This is a genomic window from Streptomyces sp. NPDC025638, from assembly GCF_055558775.1.
The window spans coordinates 300,384-324,757 of record NZ_JBVHLX010000003.1 but is presented as its reverse complement, the minus strand read 5'-3'; the positions used below and the strand labels follow the sequence as shown (position 1 = coordinate 324,757).

At 72.8% G+C, this 24,374-nt stretch carries 17 protein-coding genes; 6 read left to right on the top strand and 11 right to left on the bottom strand.

Annotated elements, in window-relative coordinates:
- Window positions 1–215: 215 nt before the first annotated feature.
- From ACZ4EG_RS09505 to ACZ4EG_RS09495, 3 genes are all read right to left on the bottom strand, one after another.
- Complete coding sequence (locus tag ACZ4EG_RS09505) at window positions 216–1,535, bottom strand: tetratricopeptide repeat protein (protein ID WP_467790419.1); 1,320 nt, start codon at window positions 1,533–1,535, stop codon at window positions 216–218.
- Window positions 1,536–1,601: 66 nt separating this feature from the next.
- Window positions 1,602–4,340, bottom strand: a complete 2,739-nt coding sequence (locus ACZ4EG_RS09500) for a SpoIIE family protein phosphatase (protein ID WP_453546268.1) — start codon at window positions 4,338–4,340, stop codon at window positions 1,602–1,604.
- A gap of 84 nt (window positions 4,341–4,424) precedes the next feature.
- Window positions 4,425–6,935, bottom strand: coding sequence for a SpoIIE family protein phosphatase (locus ACZ4EG_RS09495; protein ID WP_467790196.1), 2,511 nt, complete (start codon window positions 6,933–6,935; stop codon window positions 4,425–4,427).
- A gap of 304 nt (window positions 6,936–7,239) precedes the next feature.
- Between ACZ4EG_RS09495 and ACZ4EG_RS09490 the strand changes: the two genes are divergently transcribed.
- The gene (locus tag ACZ4EG_RS09490; RefSeq protein ID WP_467790195.1) at window positions 7,240–8,244 is read left to right on the top strand and encodes an AraC family transcriptional regulator; all 1,005 of its coding nucleotides are present in this window, start codon (window positions 7,240–7,242) and stop codon (window positions 8,242–8,244) included.
- A 23-nt stretch (window positions 8,245–8,267) separates the two neighbouring features.
- On the opposite strand, the gene ACZ4EG_RS09485 is transcribed toward ACZ4EG_RS09490, so the two are convergent.
- From ACZ4EG_RS09485 to ACZ4EG_RS09470, 4 genes are all read right to left on the bottom strand, one after another.
- Window positions 8,268–8,954, bottom strand: coding sequence for a 2-phosphosulfolactate phosphatase (locus ACZ4EG_RS09485; protein ID WP_467790194.1), 687 nt, complete (start codon window positions 8,952–8,954; stop codon window positions 8,268–8,270).
- Window positions 8,955–8,997: 43 nt separating this feature from the next.
- A complete protein-coding gene (locus ACZ4EG_RS09480; RefSeq protein WP_453546278.1) occupies window positions 8,998–9,285 on the bottom strand; it encodes a DUF1232 domain-containing protein in 288 nt (95 codons plus the stop codon).
- Between the two features lie 15 nt (window positions 9,286–9,300).
- The gene (locus ACZ4EG_RS09475; protein WP_467790193.1) at window positions 9,301–10,458 is read right to left on the bottom strand and encodes a hypothetical protein; all 1,158 of its coding nucleotides are present in this window, start codon (window positions 10,456–10,458) and stop codon (window positions 9,301–9,303) included.
- A gap of 324 nt (window positions 10,459–10,782) precedes the next feature.
- Complete coding sequence (locus ACZ4EG_RS09470; RefSeq protein WP_467790192.1) at window positions 10,783–11,748, bottom strand: DUF1152 domain-containing protein; 966 nt, start codon at window positions 11,746–11,748, stop codon at window positions 10,783–10,785.
- Window positions 11,749–11,840: 92 nt separating this feature from the next.
- Here ACZ4EG_RS09470 and ACZ4EG_RS09465 point away from each other — a divergent pair, with 92 nt between their 5' ends.
- A complete protein-coding gene (locus ACZ4EG_RS09465) occupies window positions 11,841–12,590 on the top strand; it encodes a hypothetical protein (RefSeq protein WP_467790191.1) in 750 nt (249 codons plus the stop codon).
- A 64-nt stretch (window positions 12,591–12,654) separates the two neighbouring features.
- Here ACZ4EG_RS09465 and ACZ4EG_RS09460 read toward each other — a convergent pair whose 3' ends face one another.
- Window positions 12,655–14,019 (bottom strand): FAD-dependent oxidoreductase, encoded by a 1,365-nt coding sequence (locus ACZ4EG_RS09460; protein ID WP_453546286.1) that lies wholly within the window; start codon window positions 14,017–14,019, stop codon window positions 12,655–12,657.
- Window positions 14,020–14,264: 245 nt separating this feature from the next.
- On the opposite strand from ACZ4EG_RS09460, the gene ACZ4EG_RS09455 reads away from it, so the two are divergent.
- Window positions 14,265–15,317, top strand: a complete 1,053-nt coding sequence (locus tag ACZ4EG_RS09455) for an NAD-dependent epimerase/dehydratase family protein (protein ID WP_453546289.1) — start codon at window positions 14,265–14,267, stop codon at window positions 15,315–15,317.
- Between the two features lie 30 nt (window positions 15,318–15,347).
- Here ACZ4EG_RS09455 and ACZ4EG_RS09450 read toward each other — a convergent pair whose 3' ends face one another.
- On the bottom strand, window positions 15,348–16,688 hold the full coding sequence (locus ACZ4EG_RS09450) for a C40 family peptidase (RefSeq protein ID WP_467790190.1): 1,341 nt from the start codon (window positions 16,686–16,688) through the stop codon (window positions 15,348–15,350).
- 411 nt (window positions 16,689–17,099) lie between these two features.
- Between ACZ4EG_RS09450 and ACZ4EG_RS09445 the strand changes: the two genes are divergently transcribed.
- A complete protein-coding gene (locus ACZ4EG_RS09445; protein ID WP_467790418.1) occupies window positions 17,100–19,082 on the top strand; it encodes a DUF1996 domain-containing protein in 1,983 nt (660 codons plus the stop codon).
- 59 nt (window positions 19,083–19,141) lie between these two features.
- Here the strand turns inward: ACZ4EG_RS09445 and ACZ4EG_RS09440 are convergent, their stop codons facing one another.
- Complete coding sequence (locus ACZ4EG_RS09440) at window positions 19,142–19,849, bottom strand: lipoprotein (RefSeq protein ID WP_467790189.1); 708 nt, start codon at window positions 19,847–19,849, stop codon at window positions 19,142–19,144.
- 125 nt (window positions 19,850–19,974) lie between these two features.
- Here ACZ4EG_RS09440 and ACZ4EG_RS09435 point away from each other — a divergent pair, with 125 nt between their 5' ends.
- On the top strand, window positions 19,975–20,433 hold the full coding sequence (locus ACZ4EG_RS09435; protein ID WP_453546294.1) for a flavodoxin family protein: 459 nt from the start codon (window positions 19,975–19,977) through the stop codon (window positions 20,431–20,433).
- A 119-nt stretch (window positions 20,434–20,552) separates the two neighbouring features.
- Complete coding sequence (locus tag ACZ4EG_RS09430) at window positions 20,553–21,857, top strand: beta-ketoacyl-[acyl-carrier-protein] synthase family protein (protein WP_467790188.1); 1,305 nt, start codon at window positions 20,553–20,555, stop codon at window positions 21,855–21,857.
- Here ACZ4EG_RS09430 and ACZ4EG_RS09425 read toward each other — a convergent pair.
- Window positions 21,854–24,349 (bottom strand): helicase associated domain-containing protein, encoded by a 2,496-nt coding sequence (locus ACZ4EG_RS09425; protein ID WP_467790187.1) that lies wholly within the window; start codon window positions 24,347–24,349, stop codon window positions 21,854–21,856. The genes ACZ4EG_RS09430 and ACZ4EG_RS09425 overlap by 4 nt on opposite strands.
- Window positions 24,350–24,374 lie beyond the last annotated feature (25 nt).

Sequence of the window (24,374 nt, the reverse complement as noted above, 5' to 3'; positions counted from 1 at the left end):
GGGGAGGGCGGGCGCGGTGGGTCGCCACCGGCCGATGGTGGCGGCGCCCTTGCCGGGCGTGGCGCAGATGCCCACGCCGGCCGTTTGGGTGCGGTGATCGACGAGTGGGCCGGGGCCGCGATTCGTGTGCCCGCGCCTGCATGGTGGCAGGTAGGCCGCGTGCCCGCACCGGGGCAGTAGCCGGTGCGGGTGCTGGCGTTGTTCTTCGGTGTGTCTCAGGTGAAGCGGGAGCTGGGGACCGGGCCCGAGGACGACAGGCGGGCCCGGTCGCCGCGCAGCCAGGTGGCGCGTGTTGCCGTGACGAAGGCCGTGAACGCCTCGTCGGAGTCCCGCGGGGCCTTCCCGTCGGCCTCGTCCGGGGTCGGGTCCGCGCCGGTGATCTCGGCGGCGAGTTCCGGCTCCGGGCGGTCGTCGGCCGGTGCCTGCTCGACGTCGCCGTCGGCCCCCTGGCGCAGTTGCTCGCCCCACGGTGCCACCACCGACTGGTGGAGCAGCGTGACGCTGTCGGCGGTGACGACCGGGGTGTCGGTCCAGGAGCTCGCGTGCTCGTGCAGCACCTGCCCCGGGGTCCGCTCGAAGAGCTGCCCGAGGATCTCGGGGCCCTCGTCCTCGCGGGCGACGTCGTTCAGGTCGTACGCCACGACGACGGTGTCCTCACGCCCGGCCGCGAACGGCTCCGCCGGCAGCCCCAGCACCTCGGCGGCGGCCAGGCCGAGGATCCGCGATCCCCGGTCGGGCAGCAGCGACACGGACCGCGGGCGCACCTCGGCGGCATCGAGCAGCGTCCGCAGCCGCAACAGGCCGCGCAGGCACTGGTCGGGGGTGTCCTGCAGCCAGGCATAACGCCCCGTCATCCCCGCGTCGAAGCCGTACGGGGAGAGCGTGCCGAGCACGGTGCCGCCGATCACGTACTGCCAGCCGCGCAGATCGGTGAGGTCCAGCGCGGTCGCGGCTCCGACGGCGGCGGCGCGTTCCAGCATGCGGCTCTGCCGGGCCTGCGTGGGCAGCCACATGGGGTCCTCCGGGTCCGGCAGCAGCGCGTGCTGGCGCCGGGCCAGCGCGAGATCGCCCGACATGATCGCGTTGAACACCAGGAGGTAGCGGTCCGGCCAGTCGGCGAAGTCGGCCTCGTGCAGGGCCAGTTCCTCGGCCGCCTCGCGGTGCCGCCCCTCGCGTTCGTACGCCGACACCAGCTCCCGCACGACGCCGAGGCGGCCCGGGTTGCCGCGCAGGACCTCGCGCAGGGCGGGGATCGCCAGATAGGACAGCCCGCGTTCGACGCACGCGTACCCGAAGTCGAAGAGGGCCTGGGCATGTTCGGGCCGGGCCACCAGCGCCGCCGCGGCCTGCTGAAGATCGTCGAAGCCCGCAGCGCCCGCGGCCCGGCCGACCACGAGGGCCACCTCACCGAGGGGCTGCTCCTCCCCGCCGGCCCGCAACTGCCGCAGCGCCCCGGGTATGTCTCCGGAGTCCAGGCACTCCCAGGCCTTGAGCAGTTCGGGGGTCTTGGGGCGGCGATTCCTGCGCGAGAACATGAAGGAGATCATCTCCGATCCCGTGACCGGCCCTCAACACAATTCCGCGCGCCCGCTCCGACGGCCTCAGGGCAGGGCCTGCTCGGCCCAGATGACCTTGCCTCCGGGGATGTACCGGGTGCCCCAGCGCTCGGCGAGCTGCGCGACCAGGAAGAGGCCGCGACCGCCCTCGTCCGTGGTCGTCGCGTAGCGCAGATGCGGTGAGGTCGTGCTGCAGTCGGAGACCTCGCAGATGAGGGTGCGGTCGAGCAGCAGCCGTACCCGGATGGGCGCACGGCCGTAGCGGATCGCGTTGGTCACCAGCTCGCTGAGGATCAGCTCCGTGGTGAACGTGAGCTCCTCCAGCTCCCACCGCGCCAACTGCCGTGTCACCGACGCCCGTATCTCGGAGACGGCCGCCGGATCGGACGGCACCTGCCACTGCGCGACCCGGTCGAGCCCGAGCACGCGGGTGCGGGCGACGATCAGGGCGATGTCGTCGCCGGGCCGTTCCGGCAGCAGGTCGAGTACGGCCCGGCAGGTGTCCTCGGGCCCGTCGCCGGACTGCTCCAGGGCGGTGCGCAGCAGCTCCAGCCCCTCGTCGATGTCCCGGTCCCGGTCCTCGACGAGCCCGTCGGTGTACAGGACCAGGCGGCTGCCCTCCGCCAGCTCCAGCTCGGCCGTCTCGAACGGCAGGCCCCCCAGACCCAGCGGAGGCCCCGCGGGCACCTCGGGGAACTCCACGCTGCCGTCGGGCCGGATCACGGCCGGCGGCGGATGGCCGGCCCGGGCGACGGTACAGCTGCGGGCGACCGGATCGTAGATCGCGTACAGACAGGTCGCGCCGGTGACCGCCGCGGCGCCGTCCGCGGGTGTCTCGTCCTGGTCGATGCGGCCGACCAACTCGTCCAGGAGACTCAGCAGTTCATCGGGCGGCAGATCGAGGGCGGTGAAGTTGTGCACCGCCGTGCGCAGCCGTCCCATGGTGGCCGCGGCATGCAGCCCGTGCCCCACGACGTCCCCGACCACGAGGGCCACCCGGGTGCCGGACAGCGGCAGTACGTCGAACCAGTCGCCGCCCACCCCCGCCTGCGCGGGCAGATAGCGGTAGGCGATCTCCAGGGCGCTCTGCTCGGGCAGGCTGCGCGGCAGCAGACTGCGCTGCAGCGTCACCGCCATGCCGTGCTCGCGGGTGTAGCGGCGGGCGTTGTCGATGGACACCGCGGCGCGGGCGGCGAGCTCCTCGGCGAGGGCCAGCTCGTCCGAGTCGAACGGCTCGGGCTTCTCCGAGCGCCAGAAGTTGGCCACGCCCAGGACCAGGCTGCCCGCGCGCAGCGGCACGGTGATCAGCGAGTGGATGCCGTACTCCACCACCTGCTCGGTGCGTTCGAGGTCCTGTGCGAGCCAGCCCGGCGCCTCGCGCAGCCGTGGCTCGACCACGGAGCGGCCGGAGGTCAGGCTGTGGGCCTGCGGCGAGGACTCCACGAACCGGATGCGCTCGCCGACCGGGTAGAGCGGGGCGTCCTTGCGGACACCGCTGGAGGCCGCCCGGCGCAGCGCGTTCCCGGGCTGCGGCTCCTCCCCGCGCAGCACCGCGTCGTACAGGTCGACGGTGGCGAAGTCCGCGAACCGGGGCACTGCCAGCTCGGTCAGCTCCCCGGCGGTACGCGTCACGTCCAGGCTGGTGCCGATGCCGACACCGGCGTCGTACAGGATGTTGAGGCGTTCGCGTGCCACCTCCGCGCGGCCGGACAGGGCGCGCAGTTCCGTGGAGTCGCGCAGTGTGGTGACGCTGCCGGGCGGGCCGCCACTCGCGTCCGTGGGCCGCTGGTTGATGGCCAGCAGCCGGTCCTTGACGAGGTGGACCTCGTCGGTGGCCTCGCGTCCCGAGGCCAGCAGCTCCGCCGTGTCGGCGTCCAGGCCCAGCTCCCGTACATCGCGCCGCTCGGCGTCCTCGGGCAGCTCCAGCAGGCGGTTCGCCTCGTCGTTGGCGAGCAGCAGACGGCCCTCGCCGCTGACGATGAGCACGCCCTCCCGCACGGCGTGCAGCACCGCGTCGTGGTGTTCGTACATCCGGGTCATCTCGTGCGGGCCCAGGCCGTGCGTCTGCCGCAGCAGCCGTCTGCTCACCAGCGCCGTGCCCGCCGTGGCGAGGGCCATCGCCGCCGCGGCCGCGCCGAGCAGGAGCGGCAGTTGCTGGTCGGCGGTGCCGCCCACGTGCTCGGTCGTGATACCGGACGAGACCAGGCCCACCACGGTGCCGTCGGCCGCCTTGACCGGGACCACGACCTGGACCAGCCGTCCGATGGTCCCGTTGATCTCCTCTTCGACGGTTCCGCCGGCCACCGCGGGCGCGATGGTCCCCACGAACTTCATGCCGATGCGGTCCGGCTTGGGATGGGTGTAGCGGATCCCCTCGGTGTTCATCACGACGATGAAGTCCACCCCGGACGCCTTGCGGGCGGCCTCGGCCTTCGGCTGGAGGATCGCCGTCGGGTCGGGACTGCGCAACGCCGCGACCGTGCCTGGTGCGTTGGCGAAGGTCTCGGCGACGGCGAGGGAGCGGTTGAGGGCCTCCTGGGTGATGTCGTGCCGTACTTGCAGGACCTGTGCGACCACGGCCGACACGACCAGCAGCAGCACGATCACCACTTGCAGTATGAACACCTGTCCGGCGAGGCTGCGGCCGCTCACCGCCGACCACAGTCTCCCGGCCCAGGTACGGCGCGGCCCGGTCTCCTCCTGCTGAGGCGCGTCGAGGGCTGCATGCGGATCCCCGGGGCGACGGGGCGGCCGAGTATCGGGCCGGCCGGGCAGTCGGACCATGTGCCATGTCTACACTGCCGGGCCCCTGTAGGCGAGGGGCGTTGCACGAGGTGACCGCACTGATCCGACGGATTTCGTGGCGGGTCAGCGGCGTTGCCGGGGCGCGGTGTGCCGGGTGGCGAGCAGCAGCGCCACGTCGTCGGGCCGGTCGGTGGCCTGCCGGGCCGTCGCGGTGAGCCGGTCGGCGACCATCGCCAGCGAGCGGCCGCCGCGCCGCCCGGCGAACGTTCCGGCCTTCTCCAGAACCGTGCGCAGCGCGGCGATGCCCTCGTCGATGTCGGTGTCGGGCTTCTCGACGAGCCCGTCGGTGTACAGCGCGAGGATGGCGTCGGGCTCCAGGCGCAGCCGCGCCACCGGGTAGTGCGCGTGCGGGTCCACGCCGAGCACCACGCCGCCCGGTATCTGCAGCACATGGGTCCGGCCGTCGGGGGCGCGCAGCAGCGGAGGGAGATGTCCGGCGCGGGCGACCCGAGCCAGACCGGTGACCGGGTCGAGCCGGAGGTAGCAGCAACTCGCGAACTGGCCGGGATCGAGGTCGATGAGCAGGTGGTTCGTGCCGCTCATGACCTCGTCGGGCGGATGGTCGCCGAGCGCGAAGGCCCGTACGGCGCTGCGCAGCTGGCCCATCGTGGCGGCCGCCTGGACGCCGTGTCCCTGGACGTCGCCGATGACCAGCGCCAGTCCGTCCCCGGCCTCGACGACGTCGTACCAGTCGCCGCCCACGTCCATGCCCTGGGTGCCGGGCAGATAGCGTCCGGCGGTCTCCACCAGCGGGTGCTCGGACAGCCGCCGGGGCAGCAGGGCCTGCTGGAGGCCGCGGGCGAGGGCGGCCTCGGTGTCGTAGCGCTGCGCCTTCTCCATCGCGTGCGCGATCAGCCCGGCGAGCGCGGTCAGGAGCGTACGTTCCTCCGCGCTGAAGCTGCGGGAGCGGTCGAAGCCGAGGATGCAGGAACCCACCGGCCGGCCTGAGGCGATCAGTGGGAGGAAGGCGCGGGCGCCCTCCGTCGCGTCCAGGGGTATGCCGGGATAGGCGGCGGCCAGCTGCTGCATGGATTCGAAGAAGATCGGGCGGCCGTGGGTGAGCGTCTCCACACCCGGCAGATGCGCGTCGAGGCCGACGCCTTCGAAGGGCGCGAGGAAGCCCTGGGGGAAGCCGGTCTCCCAGGCCAGGAAGAGATGCCGCTCCTGGAGCAGATAGATGGCGAGGCGGCGGCCGTCGAACGCGGGGAGCAGCTCCTGGGTGACGACCGCCGACACCTGGCGGGCAGTGACTGCGTCGGTCAGCGCGATGGCCAGGGCGATCGGCCGGTACAGCGGGGCCATCGAGGGGCCCGCGGCCACGGTGGGGTCGGTGCCGGGCGCCTCGGCCGTCGCGGGGTCGACGGGCGTCAGGCCGACCGGGGTGTCCACGCGGTTCGCGGCCACGACGGTGCAGGTGAGGATGTCCGCGCCAGGATGGAGGGACAGCGCGAGCCAGTCGGGCTCGTCGTCGGCCGGGCGCCGGACGTGGAAGTACACCGGGCCCGGGGAGAGCAGGGCGCTGCGGAGGTGGTCCTCGTACGGGGTCTGGTTCAGCCACGGCAGGGCCTCCCACAGGGGGCGGCCCAGCAGCTCGGCGCGGTCGGGGCGCAGCAGGCGTTCCGCGGCCGGGTTGGCGTACACGATCAGGCCCATCCGGTCCAGGCAGAACACACCCTGCGGGAGCAGGTCGGCCGCACCGTCGGCGGACGGCGCCGGACCCGGGTCGAGGACGATCCCGCTCACCACGCACGGGTCGGCCGGGCTCGGCGCGGGCCACAGCTCCAGCAGACGCGGGCTGCCGTCCTCGGCCCGCACCTGGAGCGGTGCGGGCGGGGGTTTTCCGGCGGCCGTGTCGCTCAGCGCGGCCAGCAGCTGATGGGCGTCCGCGGGCGCGACGGCGTCCGCCAGCGCCTGCGCGGTGCCGGCGAAGTCGCCCGGCCGCACCCCCAGCAGGTCGTGCAGCCGGTCGTCCACGGTCACCGCCGAGCTGGCCGGATCCCAGGTGAACCGGCCGAAGCGCCCCACCGTGGGACGCACCGCGGGCGGCCGCACGCACAGCGGCTCGCCGTCCCACAGAACCGACGGCTCGTCCCCCTCGGCGAGGCCGCGCATCCCGGCGCCGAGATCCTCGGCCAGCTGGGTGAGGATCTCCTGGCCGGGAATCTCCTCGACCGAGTCCTGGGCCGACGGGCGCAGCACCGTGAGCACGCCGTACGGCGTCGACGGTCCCGGCACGGGCACGTAGACCGAGCCGAACTGGAACGGCAGACCGGCCGCGAACTGCGGATAGCGGCGCACCATCTCCGTGGCGTTGGGCAGGGTGACCTGGACGCCCAGCCGGTAGGCGTCGGCGACGGGGAACGGAGCGTTCACGTGCAGCCGCCACCAGGGGCGGAACAGCCGGCCGGGGAGCCCCGTGAGCACCGCGAGGCGCAGCATGCCGGGGGTGCCCGAGCGCAGGTACACCCCCCCGACGCGGCCGTCGGCCGCGTCGAGTGCCCGGGTGGAGGCGTCGACCAGCAGCGCGGCCAGGGTTCCGCGCGTCCGGCCTGCGTCCTCCCCGCTCCCAGCCATCGGTCCTACCTCGTCCGTGCGCCGCCCGAGTGGGTGACACAGCAAGAATGCGTCACGACGCCCGCGGACCGCACCTGGGCGGACAGGACGTGACAGCCGCACCGGTACCCGTCGGGTTCGGCCGCCTCGCGAGGGCCGCCTGCCGGGTGGTCCTGAGCCGGGTGGGGTTCGTGCGACGCGCGACCGTGGGCGCGGGCCGGGTGCGGCGGCCGTCGGTGCCGTGACCGCCCTGTATGCCGCTCGGGGTCCGGCCCCTAGGCTGGCGGAACGGGTCGGCCCAGTCATCGAGAGGAGGCCGCGTCCCGTGGCGGAGACCGCTGACTTTCCGAAGCGCACGGACCCGGCACGCACACGTCTCACTCTGCGCACGGCGGACCTCGACGAGGCCCGTGCCGCGATCGGTGCCCTGTTCTACGACACCGTCATGGACCTGCTGGAGCCGGGGGCGAGCCTCGACGCGGACTTCGAGATGGCCCGCCTCGGCCCGCTGACCCTCGGTGAGCTGCGCTGCGGCGCGGACGTCCGGATGCGCTTCGACGACCTCGGCGCCTACCACGTCGACGTCCCCCTGACGGGTCACCTGGCCTGGCGGCAGGCCGCACAGGACGTGGCGGTGGCCGGCCCCGCACGAGCCGGGGTGTTCCAGCCCGAGGGGCGGACGACGCTGGAGCGATGGGACCGCCACTGCCGGCTGCTCGCCGTGAAGATAGAGCCCCGCGCGCTCGTACGGCACCTGGAGGCGCTCACCGGCGACGCCGTCGGCCCCTCGCTGCGGCTGGCACGGACGATGGACCTCACCACCGGGCCGGGTCGCACCTGGGCGCGGCTGCTGCGGCTCGTGGTCGACGAGACCATGGACGACCGCGGGCTCCTGCGGCAGCCGCTGCTCGCCGCCCGGATGCGGGACTCGCTGCTCACCGGACTGCTGCTGGCCACCGACCACGCCTATCGGGAGGCCCTGGACCGGCCGGTCCCGAGCGGCTTCGCCCGGCCGGTCAAGCGCGTCGTGGACGCCATCCACGCCCGGCCGGAGCACCCGTACACCACCACGGAACTCGCGGACCTCGCCGGGGTGAGCGCGCGCTGGCTGCAGGAGGTGTTCCGCCGTCAGGTCGGCAGCTCGCCCATGACGTATCTGCGGGACGTGCGCATGGACCGGGTCCGCGCCGAACTCGCTGCCGCCGACCCCGACGCGACGACCGTGGGCGCGGTGGCCTACCGCTGGGGCTTCGGCCATCTGGGCAGGTTCGCCGAGAAGTACCGCGCCCGGTTCGGCGAACTCCCCTCGGAGACACTGCGCTCGCGCTGACGGCACCGGGCAGGTCAGCGCGGCTACTCGTTCTTCACCGGGCGCAGCACCAGGTGGTTGTCCTCCCGGGCGGCCGCCATGGCGAACGGGAAGGTGTCCATCTCCAGGCACAGATCCACGTCCTCGGCGTGGACACCGCCCCAGCCGCGACGCACCCCGTCGGCGAGGCGCGCCGCGGCGTCCGAGCGTCTGGCCCGGTCGACGAACGGTGCGGCGTCGGTGGCGCCGGACACGGCCCGTGCCGCGATGTACTGCGCGCACGCCAGGTCCTCCTCCGCCTGTCCGCCGTCCCCCGTGACCACGTAGGTGACCGCGTCCGGCCACGTGTGCCGCAGCACCCGCGCCGTCGCCTCCGCCACCACGAAGCTCGCACAGAGCAGGAGTCGGGCGTCGGCCACCGCCAGGGCGCCCACGGTCCCGGCGGTGGTCTTCTGCACCACCGTGCGGCCCGCGACGTCGAGCGACCGCAGCCGGGCAGGTGAGTTGGCGAGGTCGAACCCCGGCACCGGCGGACCGTCCTGGAAGGCCGGCCAGCCCGGGTTGCGGGTCTTCAGCTCCAGGGCCTCGTCGAGCGTGCCGGTGAAGACGATCTTCTCCGCCCCGCGCCGGAAGGCCCAGGCGGCCACGGTGAACGCGCGCATCACATCGACGACCACGGCGACTTCGGGCGTCGCGGAGAGACCGGACACACCGGTGAAGGTCGGTTGCATCACCCCATGGTGAGGCACCCGAGAGCGTGGCGGGTGCGCCGGTTCAGGACTCGGCCCCGTCCGTCGGCAGCGTACGGGCGGCGCGCAGGGAGCGCAGGGCCAGCAGCAGGACGCCGATGTCGTCCAGATACACCGGGTCGGGCAGCAGGTCGGTGGGCAGGACCAGATAGAGGACGGCACCCCAGAAGACCCAGCGCGGCCCCGTCGGCAGTCCGGCCCGCCGCAGCGTCCGCCGGGCGCCGACCAGCCGCACCAGCAGGCCTACGGCCACGACGAGCAGGGCCGCCGCGACCACGGCGGCGACCACGAGCACGGTCGTGGTGGTGTCCATGGGGCCTCCTGACCTCTACGACGCCTGGTCGGCCTCGCCGGTGTCGTCCCCGTCCCGCGAGGCATCAGCGGTGGTGGGCGCCGGGGGCAGCCCCTTGGCGGTGCCCTTCCACCGTTCAAAGGTACGTGTCAGCTGCCGGAACGGGGAGGCTGCCGGGGCGCCGGGCTGACCGGCGGGCGGGGCCGGCGTGTCCTTGTAGGCCGCCAGCGCCTCGTGGGCCCGCTCGGCGGCGTCCCGGTAGAGGTCCCGGGACCGGGTCATCGCCTCCAGCGCCTCGGCGTACATGGCCACGAGCCTGCGTTCGCGGGCCAGCTCCTCCTCCAGGGTCAGCAGCGTCCACCGCTCGCGCAGCCCGGTCAGCGCCTCCTCGACGCCCCGCGGCATCGGCTTCGCCACGGCCGCGAAGCGCCGCAGCACATCCAGCAGTTCGGTGGGTTCGGAGCCGTCCAGGAACACGCTGCGCACCGCGTACTCCGGGCCGTCGTAGCCGGCCGGTGCCGGATCCGGGGGCACGATCACGGCTCCGCCGCGCGGCACCCAGACACCGAGGTCGCGCAGCGCCCAGTTGACGGCGCGCAGCTGGTGCGGCGCGGCGCGGTGCTCCACCACGCGGTGCCGCAGCCCCGGCGGCAGCAGCTGCGCCAGCGGTTGCCGGCCGCGCTCGTCCGGGGTCATGGCCTCGTGCACGACGACGTTGACGGACCAGGACTCTCGCGCGGCGTTCCTGATGACGCGCCGCATGGCCTTGTCGTCGGACGGGAGCGGGCCGACACCGCCCAGGCGCAGGCCGGTCACGGCATGGTGGTGGTCCCAGGAGGCCTCGTCCTCGTCGGGCCAGAACATGGTGGCGGGGGAGGGCCACCACTCGCTCCAGGGCTGCTCCGCCTCGGCCAGGAGCTGCCACACCCGCCCCTCTTCCTGCTCCCGCGGGGGCGCGAGCGTCAGGCGGGCCCGCACCGTCACCTCATCGGCGACCCGCCAGCGTGCCTCGAAGACCCGCTCCGGGTCGTCCTCGGTCGTCTTGGGTTCCGTGAAGTCGTCGAGGACCTCATTGTCCTTGAGCCGGCTCAGGTGCCGGCGCAGGACGTCCTCGGCGTCGGGGCCGATGTGGCGGCCGCGGGCGGGCCACACCGTGTCGGGGGTCGTGGGGCTGTCGGTGGCGGAGTTCGACATGGGCCAATCTGCGTCGGGGGCGGGGTGGGCCTTCCAGTATCACTCTCGGCGATCGTGGCACGTCGGCTGGGGGCATCTGCGGCGGGTCGTCCGCGGCGGGTCCGGAGCGCCGAGGCGCCGCACCCCCGGGAACCGGCCCGGTACACACGGGAAGTGTGCGCCGCACTCGGGGTGCGTATGCCGCACTTCACGTGATCGTCGTTCACTCATGCCGGTGACCTGTCCGGACCACGACAATGGGTCCGGTGAACGGGGCCCGCCCGCCCATCCGCTTAGGGGAGGGCCCTGTTCGCTTGCCGTGCCACGTGTGGCCGTCCTCGCCCCTCAGTGCGGGAAGGCCCGGGGCGGCCGCTGCCGCGGCAGCTCGTCGCGGAACTCCGCGATGACCGTGCTGATCTGCCGCATCAGGGACGTCTTGGCCAGGCGGTCGAGGTAGAGGTTGCGCCGGGCGAGTCCGGGCAGGTCCACGCAGAAGTACAGGGCCATCAGCGGGTTGACGAACAACTCGCTGTTCCTGGTCCGCTCGGTGAAACGCACGTCGCCGAAATCGCCGCGCACGGCGGCGGCGACGGACCCCTGGACAATGCTGGGACGGCTCGCGGTGGCCTGCTGGGCGTGGGCCACCGCGTCGAGGTAGAGGGCGCCCTCGCGGCTCTCCCTGGGGAGCGAGAACGCGCCCAGGTAGGCGCCCTCGCGGTCCAGGGCGGCAAGGTTCTCCAGGACCAGCGAGTGATTGACGCCGTGATACGCGTCCACGCCGAAGCCCAGGCAGGCCACCAGCCGGTGCGGGACCTCGTCGAGCCCGTCCACGGCGGCCAGGCTGGCCATGTCCTCCTCCGGAGTGCCCAACCCGTGCTCGTCGCCCCTCATCAGGATGTCCGTCCCGCCGTCCACCAGCACGACGGCGTCGACACCGCCCAGATGCGCGAGGAGCGCGCGGTAGGCGGCCCGCAGCGGGCCGACACCCGTGCGGGCGAACGCGTACACGGTGGACGGCAGCTCCTGTGCCGCGAGCCACTGGGCGAGCGCCCGCTCCGGGAAGTAGTCGCCGCGCAGCGGTGTGTCCGGGCGGACCGCCGCGACGTCCTGGTCCACCCACACATCCAGGTCCAGGCCGTACAGGTCGGCGAAGGACAGGTTCGCCAGATGCACCTCCTTGCCCTCCGCCCGCAGGGCGAGGGTCAGCGGAAGTCCGGCGTAGACGTCGAAGCCGCCGCCCGCTCCGACGACGAGCACCCGCCGCGCGTCGCGCAGGCGGGTGAAGAAGGCGGGTTCACGAAGGGAGAACACCGCAGGACGTTAACAGACCTCCGGAACAGGGACGTTGGAAGCTGTACGAGCGGCTGCGGGCGCGGCTGGACGACCCCGGAACGCTCATCGACGTGGGCAGGGACAAGTCCCTCGCCGGGTTCGCCGCCGGGGACGCGGAATTCCGGCCGTACGAAGGCGTCGTACTCCCGTGTCCGCAACCGCTGCGCGACGGGGTCACCGTGTCCACGGCGGTCGACGACGGGCTGTTCGTCGTCGCCGTCCCCGGCGCCGATGTGTTTCTGCGTCCGGCGGCACTGGCCGAACCGGGGCGCCTGGAGCGGGCGTTCGCCCTGTGCGACCGGCTGGAGCTGCCCTGGCTGCCGGAGCGCCTGGAGAAGACCCGGGCGCTGCTGGACGGGCTGGACCGCATGGCGGCCGGAGCCACGACGACGCCGGTGCCCGCCGGCGGGTACGAGGCCAACCCGGCACTCAGCGCCCCGGACCTCGTCGCCGAGACCTCCGGCGTACTCGGTGTCGGCCCCGACGCCGCCACCCTCCACCTGCAACTCCGCGCGCTTGTCCGGCCCACGGACCGCAACATCCGCCGCTGGAACGGCTGGACGGCCGCCCGGCACAAGGCCGCCCAGGCGGAGCTGGTGGCCGTCGGAGCGGTGCAGACCGGCAGACGGGCCCGCGCCGGACGCACGGCGTTCGTCCCGGGCGAGTGGCAGACCTTGGACGCGCCCCATCTGCCGGTCGAGAGCCGCAAGTTGTCCACCCATCTGGCCGGGGTCGTGGGCAAGGACGCGCGTGGCCCGTTCGCCCGGCTCCTGTCACCGGTGCCGCTGCACGAACTGTTCGCCCGGGCCGTACGGGAGTGATGGACGAGCGGGGGGCCGGCGGCCACCGGCCGCCCGCCCCCCCGCCGCATATCCGGTCCGGGAGTTACGCCCCGCTCTCCCGGAGCATGTCCTCACGCTCGACGATCTTCACGCGCTCGCGGCCCTGCGGCTCGCCCAGCGCCTTCTCGGCGGCGTCGAGGCGGTACCAGCCCTCCCAGGTGGTGAAGCGGACGTCCCGCTCGGCGAGGAAGGCGTCCACGGCCTGGGGCTCGGGCGAGGCGGGTGTGTGCAGACGGCCGCCCGCGAAGTCGTCCAGCAGGTTGGACACCGTCTCGTTGGCGTCGCCCTTGGTGTGGCCGATCAGACCGATCGGGCCGCGCCGGATCCAGCCGGTGACGTAGGTGGACTGCAGGTGCGCGCCGCCGTCCTCGACGACACGGCCGCCCTCGTCCGGGACCGTGCCGGAGTCGAGGTCCCAGGGCAGCTTGGGCAGCTTCTCGGACAGGTAGCCGACGGCGCGGTAGACGGCCGTGACGTCCCAGTCCTTGAACTCGCCGGTGCCCTTGACGTTGCCGGTGCCGTCGAGTGCGGTGCGCTCGGTGCGCAGGCCGACGACCTTGCCGTCCTCGCCGAGGATCTCGGCGGGCGACTCGAAGAGGTGCAGGAACAGTTTGTGCGGACGGTCGCCGACATCGCGGATGGCCCAGTTCTCCAGGGTCTTGGCGACCATGTCGGCCTGCTTGTTGCCGCGCCGCGTCTCGATCGAACCCGCGTCGTAGTCGATGTCCTCGGGATCGACGATGACCTCGATGGTGGGGGAGTGGTCCAGCTCCCGCAGCTCCATCGGGCTGAACTTCGCCTGTGCCGGGCCCCGTCGGCCGAAGACATGGATCTCCAGCGCCTTGTTGGCCTTGAGGCCGTCGTAGACGTTCGGCGGGATCTCCGTCGGCAGCAGCTCGTCGGCCGTCTTGGCCAGGATGCGGGCCACGTCCAGGGCGACGTTGCCGACGCCGAGGACCGCGACCTTCTCCGCCTCCAGCGGCCAGGTGCGCGGCACGTCCGGGTGGCCGTCGTACCAGGAGACGAAGTCCGCGGCGCCGTAGGAGCCGTCGAGGTCGATGCCGGGTATGGACAGGTCGCGGTCGGCCGTCGCGCCGGTCGAGAAGATCACGGCGTCGTAGAAGGCGCGCAGATCGTCGAGGTTGAGGTCCGTCGGGTAGTCGACGTTGCCGAACAGACGGATCTGCGGCTTGTCGAGCACCTGGTGCAGGGCCGTGACGATGCCCTTGATGCGGGGGTGGTCCGGAGCGACGCCGTAGCGGATCAGGCCGAAGGGGGCGGGCATCCGCTCGAAGAGGTCGATGGACACGCCGGGCTCGGCGGCCACCTCGGACTTGAGCAGAGCGTCGGCGGCGTAGATCCCGGCGGGGCCGGCTCCGACGATGGCTACCCGCAGGGGGCGCGGCATGATCAGGTTCCCTTCGAGCGAAAACAGGCGACTCGTACGGGGAGCCTAAGCTGAGGCAGCCCTAAGTCAGTACACGGGTCCGGTCTATGACCCCATAAGTCGATCTTATGCCCCTTGGGGAGACGCGCAGGTCGCGGGCCCGTGCAGGCGGGTGGACACCGGTCATGGGCATGCCCGAGGCTGGGCCGGGACCGGGATCATCCCGCTCCACGACGAACCGTCGGCCGGAACCGAGGAGTGACAGCGTGGGTGGACGCGGGGAGACGACCGTCGCGGTGACCGGCGGCAGCGGGTTCGTCGGCAGCCATCTCGTACGGCGTCTGCTGGAACGGGGATACCGGGTCCGCACCACCGTGCGCAACACCGCGAACCCGGCGAAGGTACGGCCGCTGTGGGACCTGCAAGAGGCGTTCCCCGACCGACTCACCCTCTTCCAGGCCGACTTGCTCACCGAGGGCTCCTTCGACGAGGCTTTGCGCGGCTGCTCCGTCGTCTTCCATGTCGCCTCGCCGTTCTTCATGCCGGAGAAGATCGAGGACGGCCAACGGGACATGGTGGACCCTGCCCTGCTCGGCACCCGCAACGTCCTGGGCAGCGTGGAGCGGACGCCGACCGTGGCGACACTGGTCTTCACCTCGACGGTCGGGGCGATGTTCGGCGACTACGCGGACGTCCTCGACATGGACGAACAGGTGCTCTCGGAGCGCTACTTCAACACCACCAGCACGGTGGCCGACAACCCCTACCACTACGCCAAGACCGTCGCCGAACGCGCCGCCTGGGAGGCCGAGGCCGCCCAGGACCGCTGGCGCATGGTCTCGGTCAACCCCGGCCTGATCCTGGGCCCTTCACTCACCCCGGCCTCGGAGTCCGGCAGCCTGTTCCTGCTCGACGAGCTGTTCAAGGGCTACTTCTGCTACGGCGCCCCGGACTTCAGCTTCACGACGGCGGACGTACGCGACGTGGCCGACGCGCACATAGCGGCGGCGGAGAACCCCGAGGCCAAGGGGCGCTACATCGTCGCGGCCGAGACCATGACGTCCTTCCACGAGATGTCCCGCATCATCCGCACCCGCCATCCCCGCGACCTCCGTCTGCCGCGCACCGCGCTCCCGCACTGGCCGGTGCGCGTCCTGGGCCCCGCCTTCGGCCTGACCCAGGACTACATCCGCAAACACCTCGGCATCCGCTTCCGGGTCGACAACAACAGGAGCGTGCGCGAACTGGGCATCACCTACCGCCCGATCGAGGAGACCCTCCTGGACCACTACGAGAGTTGGCGCGCCCGACGCAGGTGAATGGCACCCGGCACGACCGCGCCCCGGGCCTCACGCGGGCCTGATCACCTGGTGGATCGCCGACTCCCCGGCGCCGTAGATCGACTCCTCGCGGATGGACGAGCCCGGACCCGGCGCGTGGATCATCATTCCGTTGCCGGTGCAGAAACCGACATGGCTCGCGTTGTCGAAGAAGACGACGAGGTCACCGATCTGGATGTCGGCCACCGCGACCGGCGTCCCCGCGTGGGCCTGCTCCGCCGCGGCACGCGGCAGCGCGACCCCGGCGGCCTTCCACGCGGCCTGGGTGAGGCTGGAGCAGTCGTACGAGTCCGGCCCCATCGCACCCCAGACACACGGCCTGCCGATCTGCGCGCGGGCGAAGGCGAGCGCCTTCATGGCCTTGCCGCCGTACACCGACTCCGGCACGCCGCCCGCGCCGACGGGGGCTGCGAAGGAACCGGTGTCCGTGAGGGCGCCGGTGGCGAAGGAACCGGTGGCGAGGGAGCCGGTTGCGTAGGGGTCCGTTGCGTAGGGGTCTGCCGTGACGGCGGGCATGTCCGTCTGCAGGGGCAGGGTGCCGGTCGCAAAGGAGCCCGTGCCGGTGAGGGGGTCCGTGGCGAACGGGGTCATGGCCGCGCCGGGGACGGCCGGTTGGACGGGCAGGGTGCCGGTGGTGAAGGAGTCCGTCGCGCCGAGGGCCGGCTGCGGGAACCAGGATTCCTGTGCGGGCGGCAGGGACTCGATCGCGGCGATCGGGGCGCTGCTCCGGGCTGCGTACCGGCTCAGGAGGTCGCGCGCCGCGGTGAGCTTGCGCTGGTTCTGCCCCTTGGAGTCGGCCGGTGAGGGCCGACGCGGCCCGGGAGCGGGCACGGGCAGCGGCGCGCCGGGGGCCGCCTCCAGCTCCAGCCGCCGCTCGGGTGCGGCCGGCAGTGCCGCGACCGGCCGGGCGGTCAGTTCGGCGATGGGACGGCCGGGCAACTCCGGCACGGACCGGCCGGGCAGCTCCGCGATGGGCCGGCCGCTCAACCCGGCGGTCAGCTCCGGCGGCAGAGGCCGCGCGGCCTTCTCCAGCTCACCACCGGGGAAGCCACCCCGTGCCGGAGCGGCGCCACGATTCCCGGACGAGCGCTGCTGGGGCATCCGGTCGGCAGGCAGTACGGCGGGCACGGTCGGACCCAGCTTGGAGCGCGCCGCGTCGAACCACTGACGGGTCACCTGGTCGAGTTCGGGATCGGCGCCCCCGCCCGGCCGCTTGCGGAGCGGAACTCCGCGGCCACGGTTCCCCGCGGACATCGCACGGGTCGCGTTGTAGTTCCCCGTGGCGTTCTCGGCCCGGTCGTAGAGGTTGTCGATCCGTCGCCGAACCTCGTCGCGGCTCTCCGTCGCCATGGGAGACGTACTCCTTCCGTACTCCGCCCCCCCGAGTCAGCTGCCGGGTCCGGGCGGTCGAGCCGTGCGGCCTGGTCGTCAACCTAGCCAACTTGTGTGCCTCGTGTGAAGGTTGACGTGTGAAATGTCCGATACGTATTTGTGACATTCGCTTGGAGGTTCGGTGCTGAGGGTCCTCGGTGACACAGAGCCGTACCACGATCAACACCGTGTCGTCGCCGGTGTCCCCGTTCTCTGTGGGGTCGCGATGAATCTCTGGGGCCGTTGAACACGGTCGCCTTCGGGTCCGTATAAGGCGGGGGATTTCCATGCCGAGCCGGCCTCGACGAGACCAGAGGTACTTCCGTGGGACGCAATACGCGCAGACGCCCGACAGGCGCACGACGCGCGACCTTCGCAGCGGTCGCACTGATGCTGGGCGGAGGGGGGTTGATCGCGGCGAACGTCTATGCCTCCGCCACCGAGAGCGGCTCGGACCAGTCGAGCCAGACCGGCCAGGTGCTGGCCGCCGGCGCGACGATCGACTGCCCGGACGTGGGCAGCCGGTTGACGGATGTGCCGGACGGGGCGAAGGAGAGCGTCGACAAGGAACTCGCCCTCCTCGACCAGCAGGTCGCCGCGGCCTACCAGCAACTGCAGCAGTGGGGACAGGCCCAGCAGCAGAACTCCGGGTCCGCCGACGACGCGATCATGAACCCGCTGAAGGAGAAGCGCACCGAGGCCATCGGGCGCATCTCGGAGGCCATCGACCAGGTGGGTGACCGTCCGCAGGGTCTGGATGACATGGCGGCGTGCACGCTGCAGCCTTCCGGCAACCAGAGCCAGACCGGCGGCGACGCGGGGCAGGGCGCCCCCAGCCAGAGCCCGGCCGACGGCGGCCAGGGGCAGACCGGGGGCGGTCAGGGCAACGGCGGCCAGGCCGGCAACGGCCCGGTGGTCGCGGACTACGCGGACATCACCTCCGTCCAGCCCAACGCGCAGACCCCTGCCCCGCAGTCCGACGCCTCCCGCGGCACCTTCAGCAGCAGCTGTGGCGTCAACGCGAACGGCAAGTTCAACTCCGACAACGTGATCGTCGCCCCCGGAGTCTCCAACGGCGCCCACCACTTCCACGACTATGTCGGAAACCAGGCCAACAACGCCTTCGCCAGCGACGACGACCTGGCGAACGGCGACACGAGCTGTGTGGACAAGGGCGACAGGTCCACGTACTACTGGCCCGTGCTGCGCCTGCAGAACGGCAAGCAGGAGCGGGACGCCGGCGCCCCCGGCGGCGGAACCGAAGGCAACGCCGGGCAGATCGTCACGCCCAAGCAGGTCACGCTGACCTTCGTGGGCAACCCCCGCAGCAAGGTCACGGAGATGCCGCGCCTGCTGCGCATCATCACCGGCGACGCCAAGGCGTTCGTCAACGGCCCCGCCAACGCCAACGCGTCGTGGAGCTGCACCGGGTTCGAGGACCGGCAGCTCAAGGACAAGTACCCGCTGTGCCCGTCCGGCAGCGACGTCGTGCGCACGTTCAAGTTCCAGAGCTGCTGGGACGGCCGCAACATCGACAGCGCCAACCACCGCACCCATGTGGCGTTCGCCGACGCCGAGGGCAACTGCCCGAACGGGTTCGAGGCCATTCCGCAGCTGGTGCAGCGCATCGTCTACGACGTCGACGCGCCGAGCCTCCAGGACGGCGGCCGGACGGTGCCGCTGTTCGCCGTGGACTCCTTCCCCGAGCAGCTGCACAAGCCGGTCACGGACCACGGCGACTTCATCAACGTCTTCGACGAGAACCTGATGAAGGAGATGGTCGACTGCATCAACTCCGGTCGCACGTGCGGTGCAGGCGCCGACCCCGGTCAGGACCCGAGCGGGAACCCCAGCGAGCCGCCGGCCTCCAGCCCGGCCTCGCCCGGCAACGGCAACGGTGCGGAGCCGGCTCCCGGCGACACCGCGACCGAGCAGCCCTCTCAGGCCCCGGCCGACCCGCCGTCCGCCGAGCCGACGGACGCCGGTACGGCGACCGCTCCCGCCAGTGAGCTGCCCCGGGTGTACAGCTCCTCGTCACCCACGCACGTCACCTCGGACAAGGGCCACTCCGGCAAGGGCGGTTCGCAGAACTCCGGCTCCGGCAAGGGCGGTTCCGACAAGACCGACTCGGGCACGAGCGGTTCGGACAAGGGCAGCGGAGGTCAGGCGACCCAGCCCACCGAGATCGGTGAGCCGGCCCAGACTCCGGCCGCCGCGGCGAACAACCCGTCGGCAGCCGCCGTGCAGACCCAGCCGCAGGCCCAGGGCGGACTCGCGGAGACGGGCGCCAACCTGTGGCCCGCCGGGCTCGGCGCGCTGCTGGTGATCGCGGGCTTCGTGGTGCTGCGCCGCATGGGACGCCGTTCCGTGTGACGTCCGCCGCCGACGGTCGGCCGTCGCGGTCCGGGTGCACGAAGGGGCACCCGGACCGCTCAGGCCACGCGCAGCGTGCGCTTGGCGAGTTCGTACGCCGGGAGCATCGCCTCGTGCTCCTCCGTGTCCAGCCCGCCGAGGTGCAGCACGACCGGCCCGTCCGGAGTGCTGACGGCGAGGGCGTGTTCCTTCTTCACCTCGTCCAGGAGCTTGCTGGTGTAGAGGTACTCCACCTCGACGCCGGAGAGGTCGCCCGCCTTGAACGTGCGGTACTTCTCCTTGCTCGTGTTGTCCTCGGCCGCCACGAAGGCCCGCAGTACGGTGCGTGCGTCGGCGTCGGTCGGCGAGCCGGTCCACACGCGCAGGAAGCCGATGTTCCCCGCGGGCTTGGCGTCGATCTCGCACGCGGCCGTCACGGGACCCTGGTGGAGGAGAGCGTCGGCGACATCCTCCGCGAGCTCGTTGTCGGAGCCGCCCGAACTGCCCGAAGCCGCACCGGAGTCGACGGCCTTGGCCTTCCAGCCCTTGGCGACGGCGAAGGTGACCGGCAGCTCACAGGCCGAGCCGTCGGCGCCGATGGTGCCACCGCTCTTGGCCGCCGCACCCGACGCGCCCGTCGTCCCTTCGGCCCGAGCCGTCGCCGAAGCCTTCGGGTCCTCCTTGGGCGACTCGCCGCAACCCGTCAGCACACCCGCCAGCAACAGCACAGGGGCCAGTCCGCCCCGCACGGTCCCCATCGTGATCCGCAACACCGTCTCCCACCCCATCGATCCAGGTGGGACACTGTATCCGAGGGTACCGACAGCGCCGTACGAGTCCCGGACAGGCGTGGAAGAGCACGGTGTCCACCACCGTTTGCGGACGGAAGGGCCGCCACGGCAGGGTTCGGGGTGTGGCTACCTTGCTGATCGTTCATCACACGCCGTCGCCCAACTGCCAGGCGATGCTGGAGGCCGTCGTGTCCGGTGCGACGACGCCCGAGATCGAGGGTGTACGGGTCGTGCGGCGGGCGGCGCTGTCGGCGACCGCGTCCGACGTGCTCGCCGCCGACGGCTATCTGCTCGGCACGCCGGCGAACCTCGGCTATATGTCGGGCGCCCTCAAGCACTTCTTCGACCAGGTCTACTACCCCTGCCTGGACGAGACCCGGGGCCGGCCCTTCGGCTACTACGTGCACGGCGGCAACGACGTCACCGGAGCCGTACGGGGGATCGAGTCGATCACCACGGGCCTCGGCTGGCGGCGCACGGCGGACGCGGTGACCGTGACCGGTGAGCCCGCCAAGTCCGACATCGAGGCGTGCTGGGAACTGGGCGCGACCTTCGCGGCGGGACTGATGTCCGAGGGCTGAGGAGCCGAACCCGGTCCGGCAGGACCGTTCCCGCATCCGGGTGGTAGCGCGTTCGCCTCTCGGCCGAACGGAGTGGCCGAAGCGGGCGGAAGCGCACGGGCCATCGATAATCACCGCTCATGCAGCTGGTGAATCCACGGCGTTCCCTGCGGCGGCCGCCGGTGGCCGTCACGGGTCTGGGGCTGGTCACTCCGGCCGGTGTCGGCAGGAACGAGGCCTGGGCGGGGCTCTGTGCCGGGATCTCCACCGCCACGGCCGACCCGGGCCTCGACGGGCTGCCCGTCGCCTTCTCCTGCCGGGTTCCCGACGTCGACGTACGCACCCTGCTGGGGCACCGGCTCAGCCGCCGCCTCGACCGCTTCACCACCTTCGCGCTGCTCGCCGCCCGGGAGGCCGTGGCCGACGCCGGGCTCCGCCCCGCGGGCTGGGACGGAGCGCGCGTGGGCGTCGTGATGGGCGTCGGCACCGGGTCCATGCAGAGCTGGCAGGCCGAGTTCGACCGGCTCGCGGACCTGGAGCCGGAACGGATCTCGCCCCTCGCCCTGCCCCGCAGCGTGCCCAACATGGCCGCGGCCGAGATCGCGCTCGACCTCGGCGCGACCGGCCCCAACATGGCGGTCAGCACCGCGTGCGCCTCGGGCACCAGCGCCATCGGCCTGGCCCGCGACTGGCTGCTGTCCGGTCACTGCGACCTCGTACTCGCCGGGGGCAGCGAGTCGGCCCGGCTGCGGATGACCGCCGCCTGCTTCGCCCAGATGCGGGCCCTGTCCCGCCGGGCGGGCGAGCCGCGGGCGGCATCGCGCCCGTTCGACCGGGACCGCGACGGATTCGTGCTCGGCGAAGGGGCCGCGGTCCTCGTCCTGGAGCGCACCGAGGACGCCCGCGCCCGGGGCGTACGCCCGCAGGCCCTGCTGTCCGGCTTCGGCGCGTCCTGCGACGCCCACCACTTCACCTCCCCGCACCCCGAGGGCGACGGCGCGGCACGCGCCATCAACGGCGCCCTGACCGACGCCGGACTGGCCCCCGACGACATCGATCACATCAATGCCCACGGCACCTCCACACCTCAGGGAGACACGGCCGAACACAACGCGCTCCGCCAGGTCTTCCGCCGTCCGCCGCCCGTCACCGCCGTCAAGGGCACCATCGGCCATGCCATCGGCGGCGCCGGCGCCATCGAGGCGGCCTGTACCGTGCTGACGCTCCGGCACCAGGTCATCCCTCCCACCGCCAACCTGGACACGCTCGACCCGGCCATGGACCTGGACGTCGTGGCCAAGGCGCCCCGGCCGCACCGGATGGAGCACGCGGTGAGCAACTCCTTCGGATTCGGCGGGCAGAACGCCGTACTGGCCTTCACCGCCGCCTCGTCCTCACCGCTGCCGGCCAGTGCGCGCGTACCTGGCCCTCCGGTACCGCTCTAGGCCCAGCGCATGCCGAGGTCGGTCAGCTGCCGGACCCGTTCGGGGGCGAGCGCGGCGGCGCGGCTGCGCTGGTTGCTGATCCAGGCGCCGAGCTTGACCTGGCGGTCCTCGCCGGAGCCGACGGTGACGGTCTCCACGTGCTTGCGCGGGACACCGAGATGGCCCTCGCGCTCGAAGAACTGCGCGGCGGCGGCCAGGTTGACCGCCCAAGTCGCCGCGTGCGACACACGTGGCTTCGGCCGTTCCTCCGCGGCGGCGGGCCCGATCCCCAGAACGTTTTCGCACAGCCACTGCTGACCGACGGTCAGCCCGTCCCAGCCGAGGCGCTGCGCGCCCACCCACCGGCCGAGGTCCTCTCCCTGCCGTACGGCCTCGCCCGCGGCGGTGGGCAGCTGTCCGCCCTCCTCCAGATGGAGCCGGGTGAGATGGAAGCGGCGTTGCCACTCCACCGGCCAGGCGGGGCACCAGGCGGGGTCGATCTCGTCGAGCTGCTCGCGGCGCTCCTCGGACAGCGCACCCGCCGCCGGTGCCGCCGTCGCGTCCTCGGCCGGCCGCTCCTCGTCCTCGGCCGCCTTCCGTGCGGCGGCCCGCTGGTTCTTCAGCCAGACACCGATCCTGAACCCCTGGTGCGTGGCGTCGTGGGGTGCCAGAAGGTGCCCGTGCTCGGCCGCCCACGCGCGGGCGGCGGTGAGCCCCTCCTCCCAGGCGAGGTCGAAGTGGGACCAGACCATGCCGAGCTGTTCGAGCAGACGGGCGCGGTCGTCGTCGAGGGTGCCGCGGGTACGGAAGCGGCGGGCGTCGGCGATCCACTGTCCGAGAGGGAACCCGGCGAGCGAGACCGGCCACCCCTCGGCCGCCGCCTCCTCACCCCCGGGCACCCGGAACGTGAACGGCACCCGCAGATCGCCGTGCACGCGCGCGTAGAGGCCGGCCGCCTCGACACCGCGCCGCCAGTGCGCGTGTTCCGGGTTGATCACCCGCAGTTCGATGAAGGCGGCCAGCCGGGCCGGATCACGCGGGGTGGAGAACTTCAGCAGGGCCCTGGCAGGGGCGCTCACGCCCGGGAGTTCCGCGTCGCCGTGCTCCTCGCCCGCCCCGCCCACATTGCGGCCCTTGGGGGAGTGGCTGGGCACCTGCGGCTCCGCCAGGCGCTCCACGATCCGCGCGTCATGGGCGCGCAGCGCCTCCAGGAGCCGGGCAAGGCCCGCATAGGCCCGGCTGGTGAGCATGTTGTCGGGTGTCTCGCCCGGCCCGAGCAGCACCGGCACCACCAGCGACGCGGTCTTGCCCTCACCGGGCCGGATGCGCAGCGCGCGCCCCACAGCCTGCACGAGGTCGGGCATGGAGCCGCGGACGTCGGCGAAGTACACCGAGTCGCAGTGCTTGGTGTCGACGCCCTCGCCGAGCACCCGCACCGAGCTGAGGAACGCCCTGGTGCCCCGGCCGCCGACCCGGGCGAAGTCGTCCAGGACCCGGCGCCGGTGCTGGGGCGCGTGGTCGCCGCACAGCCAGTCCGCCCACACCGTGCGCGGGTAGCGGCCGGGCTCGGCCGTGTGCAGCTGCGCCGCGACCGCCGGCAGGCCCGTCGCGAAGGCCTCGGCCTCCCGTACGAGGTGGTGGAACACGAGCGTGCGCCGCAGCCCCTCCTCGTCGGCCGCCTTCACCAGCGCGGCCTGCAGAGCGGCGAGCCGGGCCCCGCGCATCTCGTCCGTGCGGCCCTCCATGCCGAGCAGCTGGGCGGCCTGCAGCTGGGTGTCGGTGACGTCCACGCACACGACCTGGTACGGCGCGCAGATCCCCCGGTCGATCGCCGCCGACAGCGTCAGCGTGTGGCAGCGGGCGCCGAAGGGGCCGTCCGGGTCGTCGTCCATGGAGGCGACCAGCTCACCGGGCACCCCCTGCGCCGGCTGGTCCTCCTCCGGCTGCCACAGCCGGGGCGTCGCGGTCATGTACAGCCGCCGCAGCGACGGAATCCGCGCGTTGTCGTGCACGACCGCCCACGGCTTGCCGATCCGCCCCGAGGTCCGGTGCGCCTCGTCGACCACGATCAGGTCCCAGCCCGGCAGACCGGCGGCGTGCGCCCGCTCCAGCGTGCCCAGACCGAGGGAGGCGTACGTCGCGAAGACCGTGACCTTGTCGAAGGGGCGCACCCAGGCGACCAGTTCCCCCGCGTCCGTGGTGTTCGGGAACACCGCCTGGTCGCCCCGGAGCGAGGACACCCCGATCATCGGCCCCCGGCGGCCGCCCGCACGCCACGCCGCCTCGGTCTGGGCGAGCAGGTCCAGCGACGGCACCAGCACCAGCACCCGGCCCGCGCGCAGCTCCTCGGCGCCGCGGACCGCCACGAGGGTCTTCCCGGACCCGGTCGCCATGACCACCTGGGTCCTGAGCCCACGCGGGGGCAGGGACGCTCCTGTCGGCGGCTGGAGTGCGCGTACCACCGCGTCCACGGCTTCGCGCTGGTGGGGGCGTAGTCTCACGCAAGCGACCATAGTCCACCGGACACCGGCACATCGG

Bases quoted from the DNA above. Each gene is read 5' to 3' on its own strand.
- ACZ4EG_RS09505 (WP_467790419.1), bottom strand. From the start codon at position 1,535: ATGTTCTCGCGCAGGAATCGCCGCCCCAAGACCCCCGAACTGCTCAAG.
- ACZ4EG_RS09500 (WP_453546268.1), bottom strand. From the start codon at position 4,340: ATGGTCCGACTGCCCGGCCGGCCCGATACTCGGCCGCCCCGTCGCCCC.
- ACZ4EG_RS09495 (WP_467790196.1), bottom strand. From the start codon at position 6,935: ATGGCTGGGAGCGGGGAGGACGCAGGCCGGACGCGCGGAACCCTGGCC.
- ACZ4EG_RS09485 (WP_467790194.1), bottom strand. From the start codon at position 8,954: ATGCAACCGACCTTCACCGGTGTGTCCGGTCTCTCCGCGACGCCCGAA.
- ACZ4EG_RS09480 (WP_453546278.1), bottom strand. From the start codon at position 9,285: ATGGACACCACCACGACCGTGCTCGTGGTCGCCGCCGTGGTCGCGGCG.
- ACZ4EG_RS09475 (WP_467790193.1), bottom strand. From the start codon at position 10,458: ATGTCGAACTCCGCCACCGACAGCCCCACGACCCCCGACACGGTGTGG.
- ACZ4EG_RS09460 (WP_453546286.1), bottom strand. From the start codon at position 14,019: ATGCCGCGCCCCCTGCGGGTAGCCATCGTCGGAGCCGGCCCCGCCGGG.
- ACZ4EG_RS09450 (WP_467790190.1), bottom strand. From the start codon at position 16,688: ATGGCGACGGAGAGCCGCGACGAGGTTCGGCGACGGATCGACAACCTC.
- ACZ4EG_RS09445 (WP_467790418.1), top strand. From the start codon at position 17,100: ATGCTGGGCGGAGGGGGGTTGATCGCGGCGAACGTCTATGCCTCCGCC.
- ACZ4EG_RS09440 (WP_467790189.1), bottom strand. From the start codon at position 19,849: ATGGGGTGGGAGACGGTGTTGCGGATCACGATGGGGACCGTGCGGGGC.
- ACZ4EG_RS09430 (WP_467790188.1), top strand. From the start codon at position 20,553: ATGCAGCTGGTGAATCCACGGCGTTCCCTGCGGCGGCCGCCGGTGGCC.
- ACZ4EG_RS09425 (WP_467790187.1), bottom strand. From the start codon at position 24,349: ATGGTCGCTTGCGTGAGACTACGCCCCCACCAGCGCGAAGCCGTGGAC.